We start from the raw sequence: 18,080 nt of genomic DNA, 5'->3' as shown, positions 1-18,080 counted from the left end.
GAAAACGCACGGGGTGTTTTATTGAGTATTGGAGCTGCCCGCCAAGCCGACAGCTTCCTTCTGGGCTAATCAGAAAAGCCCTACAGCCTGCTGTGCACTCCCCTTATTCCCGCCAACCACAGTGCGATTTACAGTCGGTGGGTCGCCCAGATGGCGACCGGGTTTGGCGACCTGACACCAGAACAAATGCAAAACCTCCCGCTTGCAGGTATTTTTGCATCCGCACGATCGCTCTATGACGGCTGTGCGTGGGAGATCTTCGGGTCTGCCGGCTTTACCTCTGGTGTCGGTTCGCCAACCTGCGTACAGCTGTCACCCTCGTTTGGCGACGATGGGTGACGGTTCGGGCACTCAACCAGAGGTGAACCTATGAATCGATACATGCCGATTACTGGCCACGACTGCAATATTCCCTACCTGCTGATCGACACCCAAGCACCTGTCGATGTGCTTCACGATGCAGCGGCTTATCGCATTCGTGCGGTGACTCAGTTGTTGGAAAACTTTGTGGAACCTGAAAATGCTAGAAGCCACCCTATGGTTCTTCAGGAGTTGACGTTGGTCTGCACTATTCTGTTGCGTGACGGTTGCGATCTTCTAGATGTAACAGGGCGAAAATTAAAAGAGCAGATTTCGGCCTAAACAATAGCGGGCGATCTTAAAGTCGCCCGTTTTCCCTTTCGAGATTTAAGCCATTCAATTGTTAGCCCCCACACCCTTCTTTAAAACTAATCAAACCTTAGCATCACCCGACCTGCGCCTTGGGTTAGACCACACGAACCAAATGGCTAGCCAACTTATTTAATCAATGCCTCTCGCAATTTAACTTCCAACCCCTTAGCCACAAGCAACGTCTCAGGCTCCTCTCCCAACAAATGTTCGCCATCAACAAGAACAGATAAAAGCCTTTGAGCCAAAAGTTTATTATCAAACCAATAGATTGATGGCAAATCATTGATCAAGGCCAGCAACTCCCCATCATCAAAGAAACCTGAGAGCAGGTTCTTAGAAAGAATATCAATAGCAATTGGCAGTAATTCTAATGAGAATAAATCCTGCCTCAAAGCCCGACATAGATCCTCAAGCCCAAGCTTTTCAATAGGTATATCGCGAACGGACAAGTACCACTGAGTCAAGGATGAAGGCTCGCTTTCCGGCTGCCACTTAGAGTCCATACCGGCCGATATTGAACGAAATGTCTTTCTCATATCTTCAGTAGTCCAATAGTACCTTTTGCACAGGAGCCGACCTGACCCTTGCCTCCCACTTACTGGAGTCAACCCTGGACTGTTGGTCTGAAATCATCAATCGTCTTGTTTTTTTCTTTCAACAGAGACATGACGAACTCAGGATCAAAACCCATCAACAATTCGATAGCATCGTAAATCTTCCAACGATGTATTTCTGGATGATCAATGATCGAAACAAGGTGCTGTTTAATAGGAGGTACATACTCCAGGTATCTTTCACGCTTCACGAAAGCAAACGCATCGGCTATTTCAAAAGGTTTGCTGCCCGCCAACGCTATGATTTTCGACAAGGGTGAGTAGACCTGGGTTCTCGCCACCTCTCTTCCCCCCCTGTCAGCCATATTGGCAAAATACATGGTCACGGCCATAAGTATCTGACGATAAGTATCATCGTATCCATGCAGTCTATGAGAATAGATGCCTTCGATAATTTCGGGGCTTTCCATGTTCTTCTCCAAGGCAACCAGGCCTTCATGCCCCCCCCAACTGGTCAATAACTTCGCAGCCAGGAAACGCACCACGTCATTATCTGCGTGACGAAGCAAATCCATCACAGCATCCATTCTTTCCTGCGGAATATCCTCCGGGTCCAAGTCTCCTGCATCAGCTGCATAATCTGCATGCTCCGGAATGCTATTAAGCAGGTCGTTTGTTTTCCGATCCATGACAAATACCTATTTATCGATAAATTTAATATAGCCGGCCGGGACACAGCCCTTGATCAAGCACTCGCCATCACGCGTGGCGTTGCTCAAGCCTGCCTCTGCCCTCATCAATAAAGTCTCATTTCTCGTGTGAAAGGTTGTTCGTGTATTTCTCCCGCATCTGCCCTTGATTGCAACTCGGCCGCGATTTCATGGTTGTTCAAGAACCTGGTATTTGGTAATACACCGGAATCAATATCCTGCTGCAATCGCTTCACGTCGATTTCGATTTGATGCGTACCGTAGTCCTTAGGATTCGAGGCAGCGCTCGGGTCGGTTACGGAGATGTTTTGCGGGGCTTTAGGTAACTAAGAATTTTAGAGTTAAATCATGAAGGGCGTCTGGTGATTACGGCAAGACAAATACAACACCCCAGTTCAAGAGCTGAGGTTGCCCTGCCCTGAAAATACTTGACGAACATATTGGGTTAATCCGACCAAGTCTTCAAAAGAAATAGGGCCAAACTCCGGCTCATATTCAGAAAGATAGTCCTCAGGCGACAAACCCAAAGCCCCAGCCTTAGTCTCTACCTCTTTAATTCGCGCAGGCTCTATCACCCAATTCATGCCAGGAAACGCATGGCGCTCATACCCTGTCAAGACCCAATCTATCAGACCTTTATATAAACTAACCGCCCCCCTCAAAGTAGAAACAATACGATCATCCTCTCTTCCAAATCGAAAGGATACATACGGAGGAAGACTCGAGCGATCCTATCTTTCAAAGTGATCTTTCACCCACACCTCTGGCTTGCGCTGCCTATACTCAAGCGCACTCAAATCATAAAGTACATTCAGCAACTCACCTTCTGCATCTAAAACCCTAACAAGGATCATTATTGCAGCCCTTTAACCTTATCCGATATCAATATTCCATCAGAATTGATATTTCTGATATGTTGCTCCCAATCGTTTTACAGCATCCTTGGTTATTCGCTCGACATACCGCTCCATTGACTGGCGTACCATCTAGCTTGAAAAGCCTACTAATCTGGCCAGCATTTGCCTGCCCCCCTCCAAAAGATTACTTGCATTACATGGTACGGACGGAGGATTGACTCCTTTTGCACCAACTACCCAAAGCGCTTAATCAAATACTCCCTATATCTTTTGGGTGAGGCATCAATCAACCTCGCAACATTTTGTCCACCGACAGAATACACATCAACTACAGCCTCAACAAAGTAATACTGCTCCCCTGGCAACTCGCTCAGAACTTCACTATTCGATTCAACAAAGAAAATCATTTCTTCAAAAGATCGAAGATGGGCAAGGTAGCGAGCGATCTCCTCGTATGCTGATATATACAAATTGCTTTCTATAACTCCCTGAACACCATCAAACCCCTCAAGTATTTCAAGAAGTTCCCCCTCAGAAACAAGACACAAAGAGAGCAACCAATTCACAAAGCCAGCAAATACCTTAGCGCTTGAGTGCATTATTCAAGTCTAAACATCATTACTTACATCTACATTCTCAGAAACACTCACCGATAACACATGAAGAACATTTTTAATTTCATCCGGCAATTCCTGAAACTTTTTAAACCCTTTAGGCCTAGCTATCAGCTTATAACCAGCATCACTCACATCGTAACTAAACAAACCTCTTTTCGCCATTTCCACAAACGACTGCAAATAACGATCACGCTGAGCAGCAGAATTAAATTCCTGCAGATTTCTTTCAACAACTTCAAACTCAAAACCATCAGTCAACGAATAAAAATAATCATAAATAACTTCATATTCAAAAACTGACTTCCTTATCGCTACAGGAACAAATCCTCGGCCTCCACTCGCAAAATGCGCAAGCAGCCCATCTTGGCAGCAAGCAAACCAATCCAAATCATTAGTTTCTAAAAACTCATCATCCATCTCCATCATTCCGCTCCAAAAATATTAGTACAGTTTTCACAACGAGGAACAACCTCTCCCGTTCTTGGACGAATAGCAGGAGTAAATTTAATATCGTTAAGCTTAAGAGCAGGATTACTCAAAAGCAGTTCATTAGCAGCTCTAAACTCAGCACAACGCCCTAGAGTGTTTCCACATGCAGTTTTAACACCCAAGCCTCCCAACTTATCTGCATACATCTGTAATTCAGGTGCAATTTTAGTCGGTACTTTCCCGCTGGACATGGTGACTATTTTTCCTGTCAATGGATCTACGGCACCAATCGCGGTTGGCGGTTTATATTTATCAAACGTCCTGATGTATTGCTCTAATTGTTTACTAGCATCATCTAGGAGCTTAGCTGTTCCTCCTCCCACGCTTGTACCGAAGCTTGCATCATTAGCTGCAGCTTTGCCAGTACCTACAGTTTTCGTTTCCCCAGACACCAAGTCGAGTGCTGCTCCCTTCGCAGCTTCACCACCTGATGATCGAGTTTCAGGAACAGCCGCCTTAACCCCATAGAAACCTGCAAGGGTTGAAGTCACTGCCTGCAGGGTCATCGCCAAGTCATAACGCTGCTCAATTTCCTCTCGACTTCTCCCCGACTCTTTAACGATTGCGGTTATAGCAGAGTCCCGGGTAATGCTCCCAGAATCTAACCCTCTCAATACCCTCTCAACGTTAGCAGCGTCGTTCGGAAACAAATCTTTATAAAGCAGTGAATAGCTAACATTTTGACCATATTGCGCTAACGCACTATTTGCCAACGCAACTAGACGTCCACACTCCGCTCCAGCCTTATTGCCCGCAGTACAAGCTGCACGGATTGCAGAATCTCTATCTTGGTCAAGCTTGTTTATAGCTACTAATTCTTTGACTTCCTCAGATGTAATTGTGCCTTGACGCTCTTTAGCTAATAGATCTTTCTTTTTCTGAGCCTCGCGCACACTAAGATAATTATTCTCAACCGCATTCTTCCCAACCTGAGCCGCCGCCACCGCATTCAGCGCATCCTTGCCCACAGCAGAGCCCGCAATACCCGCCGCCAATGTCGACAACGCGGAGATCGTTTGCTTCTGCTCCGGCGTCAGCTCTTCGTTGCTGACGTCGCCATACAGCTGGCTGCGGATCAACTTCGCCGTGACCTCAGCGGCTACAGCGCCACCTGCCCCTGCCAGTGCCGAGTTACCGCCGGCCCTGGCCAGCACTGCGCCCAGCACCGCGTGAGCCATGAGGTTCGCGGCGGCATCGCCCTCGGTCATTTCCTTCACTGTCCGTGCCAGATACGGCGCCGCTGCCCCCGCAGCGGCCGCTCCGATATTCCCACCTGCAATCCCCTGCACGATGGCCGACACAACCTGGGTGGTGCGCTGGAAGCTGCTTCCCACACCGTAATCTTGCTGGACCTGCTGCCTTACCTGATCGGTTGTCGGGTTGACGATCCCCTTGTCCAGTAACTTTTGCCGCGCCGTTTTCGCCGTGTCGCTATTGGCATCTTCTGCCTCGCGGATTTTGTCTGTAGCGATGGTATTGCCAATGCTTTGCGCCAGCGCCACCGAACTGGTGATCAGCTCCATACGCTCGCGCATGGCCTTTTCATCGGGTTTGTCGAGTTTCTTGTTGGCATTGGCCGTGTCGCGATTGAGGCCAACCAAGTCATTGGCGCCCTCAGGATTGCGCACAATAATCGTGCCCTCGCTGACCGCTGACTGGGTCCGGCTATGGTCCGACTCATTGAGCGCCATGCCCATCGGAGCCCCCAGTGTCGTGCCTCCCGAGCCACTGGAAACACCGGCGCTGGCCGATGTGCTTTTGATTTCGCTGGTGTTCTTGATGTCGCTGAGCAGCAACCGATCAGTGATCAGCAGGTTCTTGTCGGCAGAGGCCTCACTCGCGATGACGGCGCCTTGCAAGATGGTGTTCTTGCCGACATCGATCGTGTAGCCGCCCTTGCCCGCATACAGACCACTCTGGTCAGTGACCCCCTTGTAATCGCTGCTCATGTTGCCGGCGGACATGCTCCCGGACGCCGTGACCATCGAGCCGTAGCAGAACGGCGGTACGCAAATGCTCGCGCCAAAACCAGCGCTGCTTTGCTTGCTCTTCTGCGTCTCGGTGTCCTGCCGTGAAGCGATGTTGAGATTGCCGCCGACATCTGCCTGGATGCTGTCGGCATGTACCTGGGCGCCGGCCAAGGTCGTGTCCTTGCCGCTGTTCAGGACCAGTGCACCGGTTTCCAGCGTGCTGTTGACCTGAGTGACCGAGCTGCCCGAACCCATGCCTTTGGCGATCTGTGCCCCCAGGTCCAGGGTGAAACCGTTTTGCTCACCGATGTTGAAGCTGGCACCGATGCTGGTTTTGTTGTTTTTACTGTCGTTTTTTCTCTCAGTGGTGTTCTGCGCACTTTCCAGGGTGATGTCGTTTTTGGCCACCAGCGTGGTACTGCCTGCCTTCAGGTCGCTGCCCACCACATGGATATCGCCTTGGGTATCAGGTGCCTTACCCGTTGCCACGATAGACAGCTCTTTACCCACATTGAGCGTGCTTTGCTTGGCAGTTTCACTGGTGTATTCGCTGGTGCTCTTGCTGTGGGTATTGGCAAGCTCAGTACCGATTTTGATCAACGAACCATTGCTGGCCGTCCCACCTTGCTTGTCTTTGAAACCGGAACGCTGACCATTGGCATCCGAGGCGTACCCGCCAAGGTTGTAGGCATCCATGGCGACCTGGGCCAGCTTCACGGCCTTGAGGCGCGGGTCATCCGCCTCTTTTGCGGCCTTGACCCCATCACGAATACTCCGTGCAGTATCCACAACGGTGCCGCCGATCACACGCCCCACGGCAAGGCTCTTGGACTTGTCGGTAGAGCTCTGGCTAGCGCTCTCCATACCCGCGGTAATGGTGACATTGGAACCTTTAAGGGCCATATCCTTGGTGCTGACCAAATCACTGGCCACCACCTTCAACTCACGCCCCGCCTCAAGCTTCACACTGCCTTCGCTCGAACCCACGGTACTGCCGGTCAAGGTGGTTTGCGCCGCCTTGCCGGTGTGGTTACTGCTGCTGATCGACAAGTGCTGGTTGCCGGTGATGTCGTCCACGCCCAGGTTGTTGGCGGTGAGCACGCCCATCAGGTCGCGGTTTTTCTGCTTGTGCAACTCGCTACGGGTGAAGGTATTTTCAGCCGCGTCGATGGTCAGGTCATTGCCGGCCTGTACGCTCAGGTCTTTGGTGCTGACCAGCGCGGAACCAGTAACGGTGGCATCGTGCTTGGCAACCACGTCCACGGTGTTGCCGGAAATGATGCTGCCGACCGCCTTGGTCTGGGTTTCCGCCAGTTTGTCCTGGACCTTGCTGGCCTTCAGGCCGCCCCAGCTGCTTTTGCTTTTACTGCTCTCGTGGCGCGCACTGTTGGAGTCGCTGACGGCCAGGATTTGCACATCATTACCCGCCGTCAGCCGGGCAGCACCTTTGTCTGCTGCGACTTCGCTGCCTTTGACCAACAAGTCGTTGCCAGCGATCAACACGCTGTTATTACCCGAGGTGACAGAACTGGCGATGTTGGTAGTACTCGCCACCTCATCCAGCCGACTCTTCTTGCCCGACGAGCTCTTCTTGGTCTTGCTGTAGAAGCTGTAGTTGCTGTCTTCCGCGGACTCCAGCGCCAGGTTGCCGCCGGCCACCAGATACGCCTCATCCCCCGCACTCACCCGGCTGGCAATCAGCTCCAGATCCTTGCCGGCACTGAGGGCCACGCTGCCACCCGCGGTCACCGCCGTGGAGACCTGGCTGACCTTGTCAGACTGGCCCTTGTACTTCTTGGAACTGGAGTACGAGTGCTGTTCGTCGGCCGCCGAGGCCAGGGTCAGGTTGCCGGTGGCGGCCATGGCGAGGTTGCGTTTGGCGTCGATCTGGCTGGCGATGGCCGACAGATCGCGGCCGCTGTTGATTGTCAGGTCGCGACCGCTGGTGAGCACCGAGCCGTGCTGGCTGGTGCTGGTGTGCAGGGAGTTGGTCCGAGTCTCGTTGTCCTGCTGTTCGACAGCGGTAAGGTTGGCATCCCGGCCGGCGTTGATGGTGGTGTCGCGGGCGGCTTGCAGCACGCCAGCGGCGTTGTTGAAGTCACGACCGGCCTTGAGCGTCAGGTCGTTGGCGGCTTCGATACGCGCGGCGCTGTCGAGGAAGTCACGCCGTTGTTGCAGATCGCCGCCGCTGTTCTGGTGGCTGGTGACCGTGCGTTCGTTGATCAGGTCGCCATTGAGCGCGCTCAGGTTCACATCGCGACCGGCGATGATGCCGCCCGCCTTGTTCACCAGGTTGTTGCCCGCCAGCAGGTCCAGGCGATTGCCGGCTTCGATCACGCCACTATTGACCAGGTCGTTGCCCGCCTTGGCCGAGAGGTTGTTGGTGGCGCGCAGGGTGCCGGCGTTGAGCAGGTCCTTGCCGGCGATCAGGCTGATGTCCTGCCCGGCGATCAGCGCGCCGTTGGCGGCCAGGCGGTTGTTGGCGTGGGCCATGTACAGCACCGGCACCAGCACGTTCTCGCCATTCACCTGATGCGATTCGAGCCAGACGATGTCGTGGGTCAGGGCCGCGACCTGCTCGGAGGTCAGCGAGGTGCCGATCGCCAGGTTGAGCTGCTGCTTGCTCTGCAGCGCGTTATCCATCAGGTACTTGAACAGTTTCTCGTCGGAGTTCTGGCCGTCGATGAAACGTTGGCCGGTGCGGGCGACCACCGCCTGCTGGATCAGCCGTTGTTCGTAGAAACCGTCGCCCAGGCGCTTCCAGCTGTTGTCGGGGTTGTAACCCAGGTTCGACAGCAGGTAGTCCGAGCTCATGAACTGTTTCTGGTTGGTCAGCACCGGGTTGGTTTCAACCAGGTATTTGTGCGCTTGAGGGGGATTGTCGAGCGTCGGGATACCCTGGACCCGCACAATGCTGCCTTGCACCTGTTGCGCTGGGGTACGGCTGTATACCGGCCCCTGAGCAGTCGTTCCACTGTCTGTCGGGGTCGTAACGCTAATCGTCGGCAGGCTGGCATCGACGCCAGGCTGCACCGCACCAACCTGCGCCAGCTTGCGCTCAGTCGCCGCCACCGGGGCCACCGAATCGACCTGGAGCGCCCGCGCCTGACTCTGGGCCAGGTTCTGCTCGCGCTCGGCGAATCTCAGGCTGATGCTGCCCATGCTCCAGTCCATCGGTGCCGGGTTGCGCTGGGTCGCCGCGGTGTCGCCGGCTCCTTCGCTGCTCAGGCGGAACAGGCCGTGTTGCCCGACCGGCAACGTGAAGCCTGGCAGGGCCAAGGGGTTGACCTGCTGCTTGGCCAGGTCCGGCGGCAATTGCGAGTTGATGTAGATCGGCGTCGAATACTGACTGCCCGCCGAGGTGTCGCCGGTCTTCTTGCCACCACCGACATAGGCGTAATAACCACGTACCACGCCGTTGTCGATCTTCTCCGAGGCGTTGAGCTGGACGCTGGCGCCGGACTGGATAATGGCGTCGAAGTGCTTGCCGTCGCTGCTGTCCAGGGTCTTGGTACCGCCACCGGCCAGTTTTCGGGTACCGGTCATCAGGGCGTTGAACCGCGCCAGGTCGGCTTCGAAGGTACTGGAGGGCTTTGCGCCATTTTTGGCATTGAAGTCAGCCACCGCGGCGACCGCGCCCTGGTACTCATCCACGTGGTTGTATTTGATGGTGGTGGTTTCAATGTCCTGAGGCACCACCCCCTGGTTCTTGATGCTGACGGCATTGATCGCCAGGTTGCCGGAGGAAGCGATAACACTGCTTTCGTTGCTCAGCTCCTGGGCACCGATGTTCAGCTGCCCGCCGCTGGAGATACTGGAGGCCGCCGTACTGGCGGTCACCTGCAGGCGATCACGCTCGGTGAGCTGCCAGACCGCATTGCGCCGATTGCCATGTTTCTTGACATGGCATACACCAAAGGGGCCGCACGGCAGTTCAGTGATTGCGGCGTAGTACTTCTCGTGTTCCGAGTAGGTGAGGATGTCCATGACGTTCTTCACGGTCATGGCGCGAATGGTCATGTCGCCCAGGCTTTCGATCGTGCCGGAGCGGTTTTCCAGCAGGCTCGACTGGGCCTGCCCGGCATTGGCGGCCACCAGCAGGCTGCCCATGCTGTAAACGTCGGCATAGCGATTGCTGAAGCTGTTGCCCAGCAACTGCATGTCGCCGCCGCTGAAGATCGAGCTGTGTTCGGCATCGCTGACACCGGAATTGAGCAGCGTCCCGAAATTGAGGGTCAGCGCCCCGGCGCTGCCGAGGGAGCCATAGTTATTGATCGCCCCGGCATTGACCGTCAGCCCCTGGGTGGAGCTCAGGCGTCCGCGATTGGTGAGCACCCCGCCGACATTGATCCGGGTGTTGCCACCACCGGCGATAGTCGCGGAGCCTGGCAGGTCGAGCTGGGCGGCGCCGAAGCTCATGTCGCCCAGGCTGGTCAATCGGCCGTTGCCACCGTAGGCACCGGACAGTTGCAGGCTCAGGCTGCCGTCACTGGCGATCAGGCCATCGTTGGTCCAGTTGCCGCCACCGCCTTCGAAGCTGTCGGAGGCCAGCAGTTGGCCGCTGGCACTCTGGTAGAAGTTGTTGACATTGACCTTCAGACGCCCGGCCTGGATGACGCTGGTGTTGCTCCACGAATCGGCCGCGAGGGTCAGCCCCCCTTGGGTGACCAGGGTGCCGCCCGCCCCGCTGACGTTGGCCATCGAGATATCGAATTGCCCTTTGCCGGAGTGCAGCAGGGTACCGCCGGCATTCTGCAAGCTCGTCGCGTTGAGGCCCAGGTCGGTACTGGCCACTTCGATGCGGCCGTTACGGTTGTCCAGCAAGCCGCCGATCTGGAACAGGCTCTTGCCGCCGCTCCCTGCGGCCCGTAGCTGACCCTGAGCGTTGTCGATACTGGCCGCACGAATAAGCAGCGAGGTGTCACTCTCGATAACCCCCAAACGGTTATTCAATGCACCGCTCAAGCCGAGATCGATGCCTTGACCGGCGACCTGCCCGCCTTTGTCGCCGCCGTTGTCGAACGTAGTCGCAGTGACGCCAAGCTGGCCGCTGGCGTAAAGCCCGCCATTGCGGTTATCGAAGCCGGCGGTGTTGACGATGACATCGCCCTGGCGCGCGGCAATGCGCCCCCCGTTGTTGTTCAGCCCGGCCAAGGCACGCAGGTTCAAGCGCTGGGCTTCGATCACGCCACGCTGGCGTTGGTCGTTCAGGTCATAACCGTTGAGCAGCACGCCACTGATGTGGGTTTCAAGCGCGCCCTTGAGGCTCGACAGCACCCCGCCACGGTTGTCGACGCTGGCCGCGGTAATACTGACCGCGCCGTCCTGACCGATGACCTTGCCGCCCTGGTTGTTGAAGTCGCCGCTGATGTTCAGCGTCAGGCCGTTCTGGCTTTGCACCGCGGCCTTGCTGTTATCGAGGCTGGCAGCCGTCAGCTCAAGACCCGCATCACGGCTGTAAATCAAACCGCCCTGAGCATTCTGGACAGCTCCCGCGACACCCAGCGTGGCTTGCTGATTGGCCGCCACGGTGCCGTGGTCACGGTTGTCCAGGCTGTCGGCATTGAAGGTCAACAGATCCTGGCCGATCAGTTTGCCGCCGCGGTTATCGACGTGGGCCGCGTGCTTGAGTAACAAGGCCCCGTCACTGCTGAGGGTACCCAGGGCGTTGTCCAGGTTACCCGCCACATCCAGGGTCAGGGCACCTTTTGTCGCCAGGCTGCCGCCACTGTTGTCCAGGCTGCCGGCGCGCAGATCGACCGATTGCAACGCACTGAGGTTGCCGGCCTTGTTGTTCAAGGTTGCCGCCTTGAGATCAAGCGTGGCACCGCTGTCGAGCAGACCGCCGCCCGCGTTATTCAGCAGGCCGGCGACCGTGAGCGTCTGGCCGCCGACACTGGAGACCACCCCTTCGCCGCTGTTGTCCAGGCTCGCGGCGCTCAGTTTGAGCGTGCCATTGCTGGCCAGGGCGCCGGCGCCGCTGTTCAGCAGGGCGCCGCTGACATCAACGGCCAGGTTGCCCTCCTTGCTGGAGAGCGTCCCGTGGTTGCGGTTGTCCAGGCTCCCCGCCTCGACGGTCAGGCCCTTGATCCCCGACACCAGGCCATTGGCATTCAGCAACTGGCCGGACACGACACCCAGTGCCGCCTCACTGATCAACTTGCCTTGGCTGTTATCCAGCGTGCGGCCCGTCAGCGTGAAGCCTTGACGACTGGACAATGTCCCCTGCTGGTTCTTCAGGTCCTGCAGTTGCTTGATGCTCAACAAGCCTTTGGCATTCAGCTTGCCGAGGCTGTTGTCGAGATCGCCATTGGCCAGGTCCAGGGTCACCGCGCCGTCGCCCAACAGGCGACCACCACGCTGCGTCAGCCCCGTGACCTTGAGGTTCATGTCACCCTTGGCCGATACCTCGCCGGCATCGCTCGAGTCCAACTGGTGCGCGGTCAGCTCCAGCGCGCCTTTACTGTTGATCAGCCCGCTGTCCGTGTTGTTCAGCGCCTTGGCCGACAGGTTCAGCCAGTCACCGGCCAGAACGGAACCGTGACGGTTGTTCAAGTCACCGCTGGCGATGCTCAAGCCGTTGATGGCGTTGATCAGCCCCTGGTCCTGGTTGGTCAATGACCCCTGTACCGTCAGTTTCAGCCCGGAACGGCTGGTCAATGCGCCGGCGCTGTTATCCAGGCTGGCGGCCTCTACCTCCAGCGCCGAGGCACCGATCTTGCCCTTGATGGAGCTGAGCGCCTGTTCGACCCGCAGGGTCAATGCCTGGTTGCCGAGCAACTGGCCGCCGTCGTTGTTCAGGCTCTTGGCGTTGAGTTCGTAGGTCGCGTCGCTGGAGATTTCGCCGTTGCGGTTATCGACGTCACTGAGGTTTTTCAGCAGCAGCGCACCCGGTGCGTGAATGAAGCCGCCCTGGTTGTTCAGCCGCCCCCGATTCAGGTCCAGGCTCAGGCTGGTGTTGCTGAACAGACTGCCGCCCTGCTGTTCGAGGCTGCTGACCTTCGCGGTCAGTGCCTTGTCACTGCCGATGCGCCCGGCCGCGTTGGTCAGTTTTGCCGCCGTCAGGTCCAGGGTGTCGCCACTGTCGAGGCTGCCGGCCTGGCTGTTATCGAAGTCACCGGTGGTGACCTGTACCGCGCCCTTGCCGCTGATCACGCCTTTGTGGCTGTTGTCCAGGCTGGCGCTGCGCAACTGCACGCCGCCCTCGCTCACCAGCTTGCCGCCCACGTTGGTCAAGGCGCCACGAGCGCCGAGGTCCAGCGCAGCAGCGCTCATGAGACGACCGTCGCTGTTGTCCAGGGCTGCCGCAGCCACATCAAGGGTGCTCTGGCTATCGATCAGCCCTTGGTTGTTTTGCAGGTCGCCCTTGAGGGTGAGGTCCAGGCCTTGCTGGCTTTTGATTTTCCCACTGCGGTTATCGATACGCCCGCCCGTGATCGTCAGGTCGGCCAGCGCATTGATAAAGCCGGCAGCCTGGTTGATCACCTCATCGACCTTGAGCGTCAGCCTGTCATGGGCCTCGACCAGACCCTGGTCGCTGTTATCCAGCTGCTTGCCTGTCAAGCTCAGACCGGCCTGGGTAGAAAGCTCGCCGCCTCGGTTATCGAGCGTATCGACCTTGAGTTTCAGCGCTTTTGTCGCCCCTACCAGACCGCCTTGGCGGTTATCCAGGCTCGCCCCCGTCAGGTCCAGCGCGCCAGTGGCGATCAACTTGCCGCCCTGGTTGTCCAGGGTGCCGATGTGCGCGGTCACATCCTGTTTGCCGGAGATATCGGCAGCGCGGTTGTCCAGGCTGGCGGCGGTGAGCAGCAACGCGCCGTCGGCAACAACGGTGCCGCGCTGGTTAGCAAAAGCCGTATCGACCTTCAGGTCCAGGTCACCGGTGGTGCTGAGCAGGCCATCCGTGTTGTCCAGGCTGGCGCTGTGGCTGTCGATGGAACTGGCGCTGACCAGGCCCTTCACGTTGTTCAGGGCCTCGGCGATGCGCAGTGTCAGCCCCTGGTCACTGATCAGTTTGGCACCGTTGTTGTCCAGGCTTTGCGCTTTCAGGCTGAAAGCCCGGGCGCTGGAAATCTCACCCTTTTGGTTGTCGACACCCTTCAGGTTCTTGAGCAGCAGGGCTCCCGGCGAATGGATGTAGCCGCTCTGGTTATTGAGCTGTCCGTTGTTCAGGTCCAGGCTCAGGGCGGCCTCGCTGAACAGCTCCCCGTGTTGCTGATCGAGCCCGGTCACGCTGGCCGTGAGGTCCTGTGCGCTGCTGATGCTGCCATCGGCGTTATTGACCTGGGTGGCGATCAGGCCAAGTCTGCTTTCACTGCGCAGGCTTCCACCCTGGCTGTTGTTGAAGGTCGTCGCGGTGATTTGCGTGGCGTGCTTGCCGGACAGCAGGCCCTTCTGGCTGTTATCGAGAGGGCCACTGGCAACAGTCAGGCCCTTCTCGGACTTGATGGAGCCGCCCTGATTGAGCAGTTCGCCACGGCTGGTGATCGACAGGTCTTCCACGCTCTCGATACGGCCGGCGGTGTTCGTCAGTTTGCTGGTGCCCAGGGTCAAGGAGCGGTCGCTGTGGACCCGCCCGCGGGTGTTGTCGAGCCCACCGGCCAGGGTGATCTGCAGCCCGTTGTGGCTGTCGATCTCGCCATCGGTGTTATCCAGGCTCTGGCTGTTCAGCGTCGTGGTGCCCTTGCCCTGGATCAGCCCCTTGCTCTGATTGATAAGACGGGCAACCTTCAGCTGCAGATCGCCACCGACCAGGACTCTGCCGCCGTCACTGTTGTCGAGTTGCTGGCCGGCAATTTCAGTGGTGATTCCGCTGGACAGTTTTCCGGCGCGGTTGTCGATGCCCTGAACCTCGAGCTTCAGCGCTTTTGTCGCCGCGACCAGGCTGTTGTCACGGTTGTCGAGAACACTGCCGATCAGCGTCAGGTTGCCTTGCGCCACCAGGGTGCCGCCCTGCTGTTGGAGGGTGTCGACAGTCGCATGTACGTCGCCTTGGCTGGCGATCCGCCCCAAGGCGTTTTGCACGTTCTGGGCCTTCAGCGTCACCGGGCCAACGGCGCTGAGCAAGCCGCCGCGGTTGTCCAGGTGGGTACCGGTCAGGCCGATCCCTGCCTGGCTGGTGATCACGCCTTTGTCGCGATTGTCGAGTTGGCGCACATCGAGCTGCAGGTGCTTGTCGGCGCGTACCTTGCCCCCGCGGTTGTCCAGCAAAGCCGTGTCCAGGGTCAGGCGATCCTGGCCGGTCAGGCTGCCGCCACGGTTGTCGAGACTGCCAGCCTGCAGGTCCACCACACCCTTGGCGCCCAGGTCTCCTGCGCTCTGGTTATCGAACAGGCCCGCGATCCGCGTGGTCAGGCTGCCATCGCTGGCCAGGCTGCCTGCATGGCGGTTATCCAGGCTGGCGGCGCTGATGCTCACACGCTTGGCGGAACCCAGGACACCGCCCTGGTTGTTCAGGGCGCCGCTCAAACCGATGTTCAATGCCACGTCACCGCTGACCTGACCGTCGCTGTTGTCCAGGCTGTTGGCCGTCAGGGTGGTGATGCCGGCGCTGGAGACTTCGCCATCGTGGTTATTCAGATGGCCCAATGTGGCGCTGAGATTGCCGTCGCCGCTGATCAGGCCCCGGCCGTTGAGCACCTGACCGGCCTTGAGATCGATGCTGCCGCTGCTCAGCACCCGCCCCTTGCTCTGGTTATCCAGGGTCGCGGCGCTGACGTTGGCGCTCTGCCCGGCACTCAAGGTGCCGCCCTGGTTGCTCAGGGTTTGCACAGTGTTGACCGTCAGGTTACGGCTGGCGATCACGCTCTTGCCGCTGTTGTCGAGGTGCTGCGCGCTCAGGCTGACATCGCCATTGGCATTGCGGCTGTTGCCGGTTTCGATCCCGGCTTCGATGATGCCGCTGTTGCTCAGGCGGCCGCCGGCGCTCAGGCTGATGCTGTCGCGCGCAGTCAGGTTTTGTCGGTTATTCAGGTCGCCCTGGGTCCGCACATCGAGCGTGCTACCGGCATGGACCGGACCTTGGGCCTCCAGACTGGCCGCCTTGACCTTGATCGCCGTATTGGCCGAGGCCTGGACCATGCTCAGGTGACCGTTGGCATCGAGCTGGATATCGCCGCCACTGGCGATCAGCTTGCCGTCGAGTTTTACCCCCACGCCCGCTTCAGTTCCCACCAGCTTGATCGCCCCGGCATACATCCCGCCCAGGGCCGAAGAGTCGATCGCCAGTTCCGGCCTGGCGCTGCCGTCGTCGGCGCGGGCGGTGGCGTTCAGTGTCTGGGCGTTGACGTCGTTGCGCCCGGTGACGATGCTCAGGTTTTTCGCCTGGATCTCGGCGTTGATCTTGGCGCTGCGGGTGATGATTTCGAAGCGGTCGACGTTGCTGGCGTTGAGCGTCGCGCCCTCGATGGTCACCTGCCCCTGATCGACCTGATAACGGCTGAGCTGGCCGTTTTCGATCACCGGCTTGCCAGTGGTCAGGGTGGTTTTCGGGGTGTTGATGAAGCCGCAGCCGTTGCAGCTGATGCCATAGGGGTTGGCGACGATCACATGGGCCGACTGCCCCGCCACTTCGGTGTAACCGCGCAGTTGGCTGGGGCTGCCACCGTTGACTTCGTTGAGGATGGTTTGCGCGGCGACGCCCTTGAGGTTCGGGTTGCCGACGATGATCCCGCCCAGCTGGGTGCTTTGCGTGCGGTCGGTGGCGTTGTTGAGGATCAGACCCTGCTGGCCGACGTTGTAGTCGTGGAACTGGTTATGCGACAGGCCGCTGCCATTGGGCGTGGCGATATTGACGATGGGCACGCCGTTGCCCGCCTGCCCCAGGCTGGTGCCCGGCGCGCTGACCACGATGCCTTCCGCCTGGGCCCACAGCGGTTGCCAGAACATGGCGTTGGCCAGGATGAACGCCAGGCCGCGCTTGGGCATGCCCCAGAAGTGCTCGCGGGTTTTCAGGGCAGCAGAAGGCTGGCGGGCCAGGAAAGCGAATTGGCGAACATCCATGTCGAAGGTCTCGAAAAAACGCGAATCAGAGGAGGAAATCCAGGCGGAAGTAGATCGGCGCTTCGCGCTCGCTCAGGACATCCGGGCGTTCAAGGGAATGGGCGAAGGTCACGCTGGTCGCCAGGTGCTGGCCGCGGGCGAACAGCTCCAGAGAGTTGCTCGACAGACGCCCGTGCTGCTCGCCGTTGTAGCGGTCGCCACGGATCACACCCTGGTCGTAGCCCAGGCTGCTGCCGTACTCGGCGAACACCGGGCGCAGCCAGCCGAGGGTCACCGGACGGCTCCAGCGCAGGTCGTTGCGCCAGTAACCGCCGCTGTCGCCGGACAGCGACTGATCCTTGTACCCGCGAATCGACGACTGCCCGCCCAGGCTGGTGCGCTGCGGGCTGAACAGCACGTCTTCGCTGCGCTGGCCGGTCATCAGGCTGCTGAAGCTGAACGACTCGCCCCACAGCTTGAACGGCTGCAGGTAACTGAGGGTGGCGGTGTATTTGCGGTAGCGCGCATTCGGCTCGCCCGGCCCTGGGTGGCCATTGTCCTGGGCGTCGAAGGCACCGATGCCGTGCTGCATGCCCAGGTCGAGGTTGACGAAGGCACCGCCGATGCGCCGGCCGTGGTTGATGCCGAACTGGGCTTCGCTGAGGCGATTGCTGCTCAGGGCCAGCTTGCTGTCTTCGATGAAGTTGTTGGTGCGCAGGTAGGCCAGCCCGGCATTCAGCGAGGTCTTGCTCACTGCATCACGCAGGATCACCCGCTCGGCGCGCAGCTGGTGGTTCTGGCTGTCGCCGGTCTGCTTGAAGCTGAAACCATTGGCCTGGGCCTGGGAGCGGTACTCGCTCTGGCTGTAGGTGTAACTGAAGTTCCACCAGCCCCAGGGCAGGTTGTAAGAGAGCATGGCGTTGTTGGAGGTGTGCTGGTGGTCGCTCATGGCATCGTGGCCACCGCGCAACATCAACTGGTCGGCCAGCCCCAGCGGGCTGTCCCAGTCGAAGGTGGTGCCCCACTGCTGCTCGCCGGTGCTGCGCTGGCCGTCGTTGCTGCGCGACAGCCCGGCCCGCCAGGGCTTTTGCGCGGTGTTCTTGACCAGCACTTGGCTGCCACCGACCTCCTTGCCGGGGGCCAGCTCCATTTGCGCCTGGTTCGACGGCAGGCGGTTGAGCTGGTCCACCAGTTGTTCGATTTCCCGCAGGTTGACCAGCGCGCCGACCTG

General features: G+C 58.3%; 8 protein-coding genes. 1 reads left to right on the top strand and 7 read right to left on the bottom strand.

Features of this window, described 5'->3' with window-relative positions:
• Window positions 1-369 precede the first annotated feature (369 nt).
• The gene (locus PVZ78_RS20340; RefSeq protein ID WP_257374636.1) at window positions 370-642 is read left to right on the top strand and encodes a hypothetical protein; all 273 of its coding nucleotides are present in this window, start codon (window positions 370-372) and stop codon (window positions 640-642) included.
• 155 nt (window positions 643-797) lie between these two features.
• Here PVZ78_RS20340 and PVZ78_RS20335 read toward each other — a convergent pair whose 3' ends face one another.
• The 7 genes from PVZ78_RS20335 to PVZ78_RS20305 all read right to left on the bottom strand — a co-directional run.
• Window positions 798-1,208, bottom strand: a complete 411-nt coding sequence (locus PVZ78_RS20335) for a contact-dependent growth inhibition system immunity protein (RefSeq protein ID WP_144241826.1) — start codon at window positions 1,206-1,208, stop codon at window positions 798-800.
• 68 nt (window positions 1,209-1,276) lie between these two features.
• Window positions 1,277-1,915, bottom strand: coding sequence for a hypothetical protein (locus tag PVZ78_RS20330; protein WP_038630960.1), 639 nt, complete (start codon window positions 1,913-1,915; stop codon window positions 1,277-1,279).
• Between the two features lie 416 nt (window positions 1,916-2,331).
• Window positions 2,332-2,520, bottom strand: a complete 189-nt coding sequence (locus PVZ78_RS20325) for a hypothetical protein (RefSeq protein ID WP_100208957.1) — start codon at window positions 2,518-2,520, stop codon at window positions 2,332-2,334.
• Window positions 2,521-3,026: 506 nt separating this feature from the next.
• Window positions 3,027-3,392, bottom strand: coding sequence for a hypothetical protein (locus PVZ78_RS20320; RefSeq protein WP_016702309.1), 366 nt, complete (start codon window positions 3,390-3,392; stop codon window positions 3,027-3,029).
• A 9-nt stretch (window positions 3,393-3,401) separates the two neighbouring features.
• Window positions 3,402-3,827, bottom strand: a complete 426-nt coding sequence (locus PVZ78_RS20315) for a hypothetical protein (RefSeq protein WP_232788608.1) — start codon at window positions 3,825-3,827, stop codon at window positions 3,402-3,404.
• A 5-nt stretch (window positions 3,828-3,832) separates the two neighbouring features.
• Window positions 3,833-16,870, bottom strand: coding sequence for a two-partner secretion domain-containing protein (locus PVZ78_RS20310; protein ID WP_273829149.1), 13,038 nt, complete (start codon window positions 16,868-16,870; stop codon window positions 3,833-3,835).
• 25 nt (window positions 16,871-16,895) lie between these two features.
• A partial coding sequence (locus tag PVZ78_RS20305; RefSeq protein WP_273828686.1) for a ShlB/FhaC/HecB family hemolysin secretion/activation protein occupies window positions 16,896-18,080 on the bottom strand: 1,185 nt, incomplete at its 5' end.

This window comes from Pseudomonas sp. SBT1-2, assembly GCF_028640875.1.
GTDB lineage: Bacteria > Pseudomonadota > Gammaproteobacteria > Pseudomonadales > Pseudomonadaceae > Aquipseudomonas > Aquipseudomonas chlororaphis_I.
Note: the sequence above shows the minus strand (reverse complement) of the source record. Positions and strands in the feature narration are given on the sequence as shown.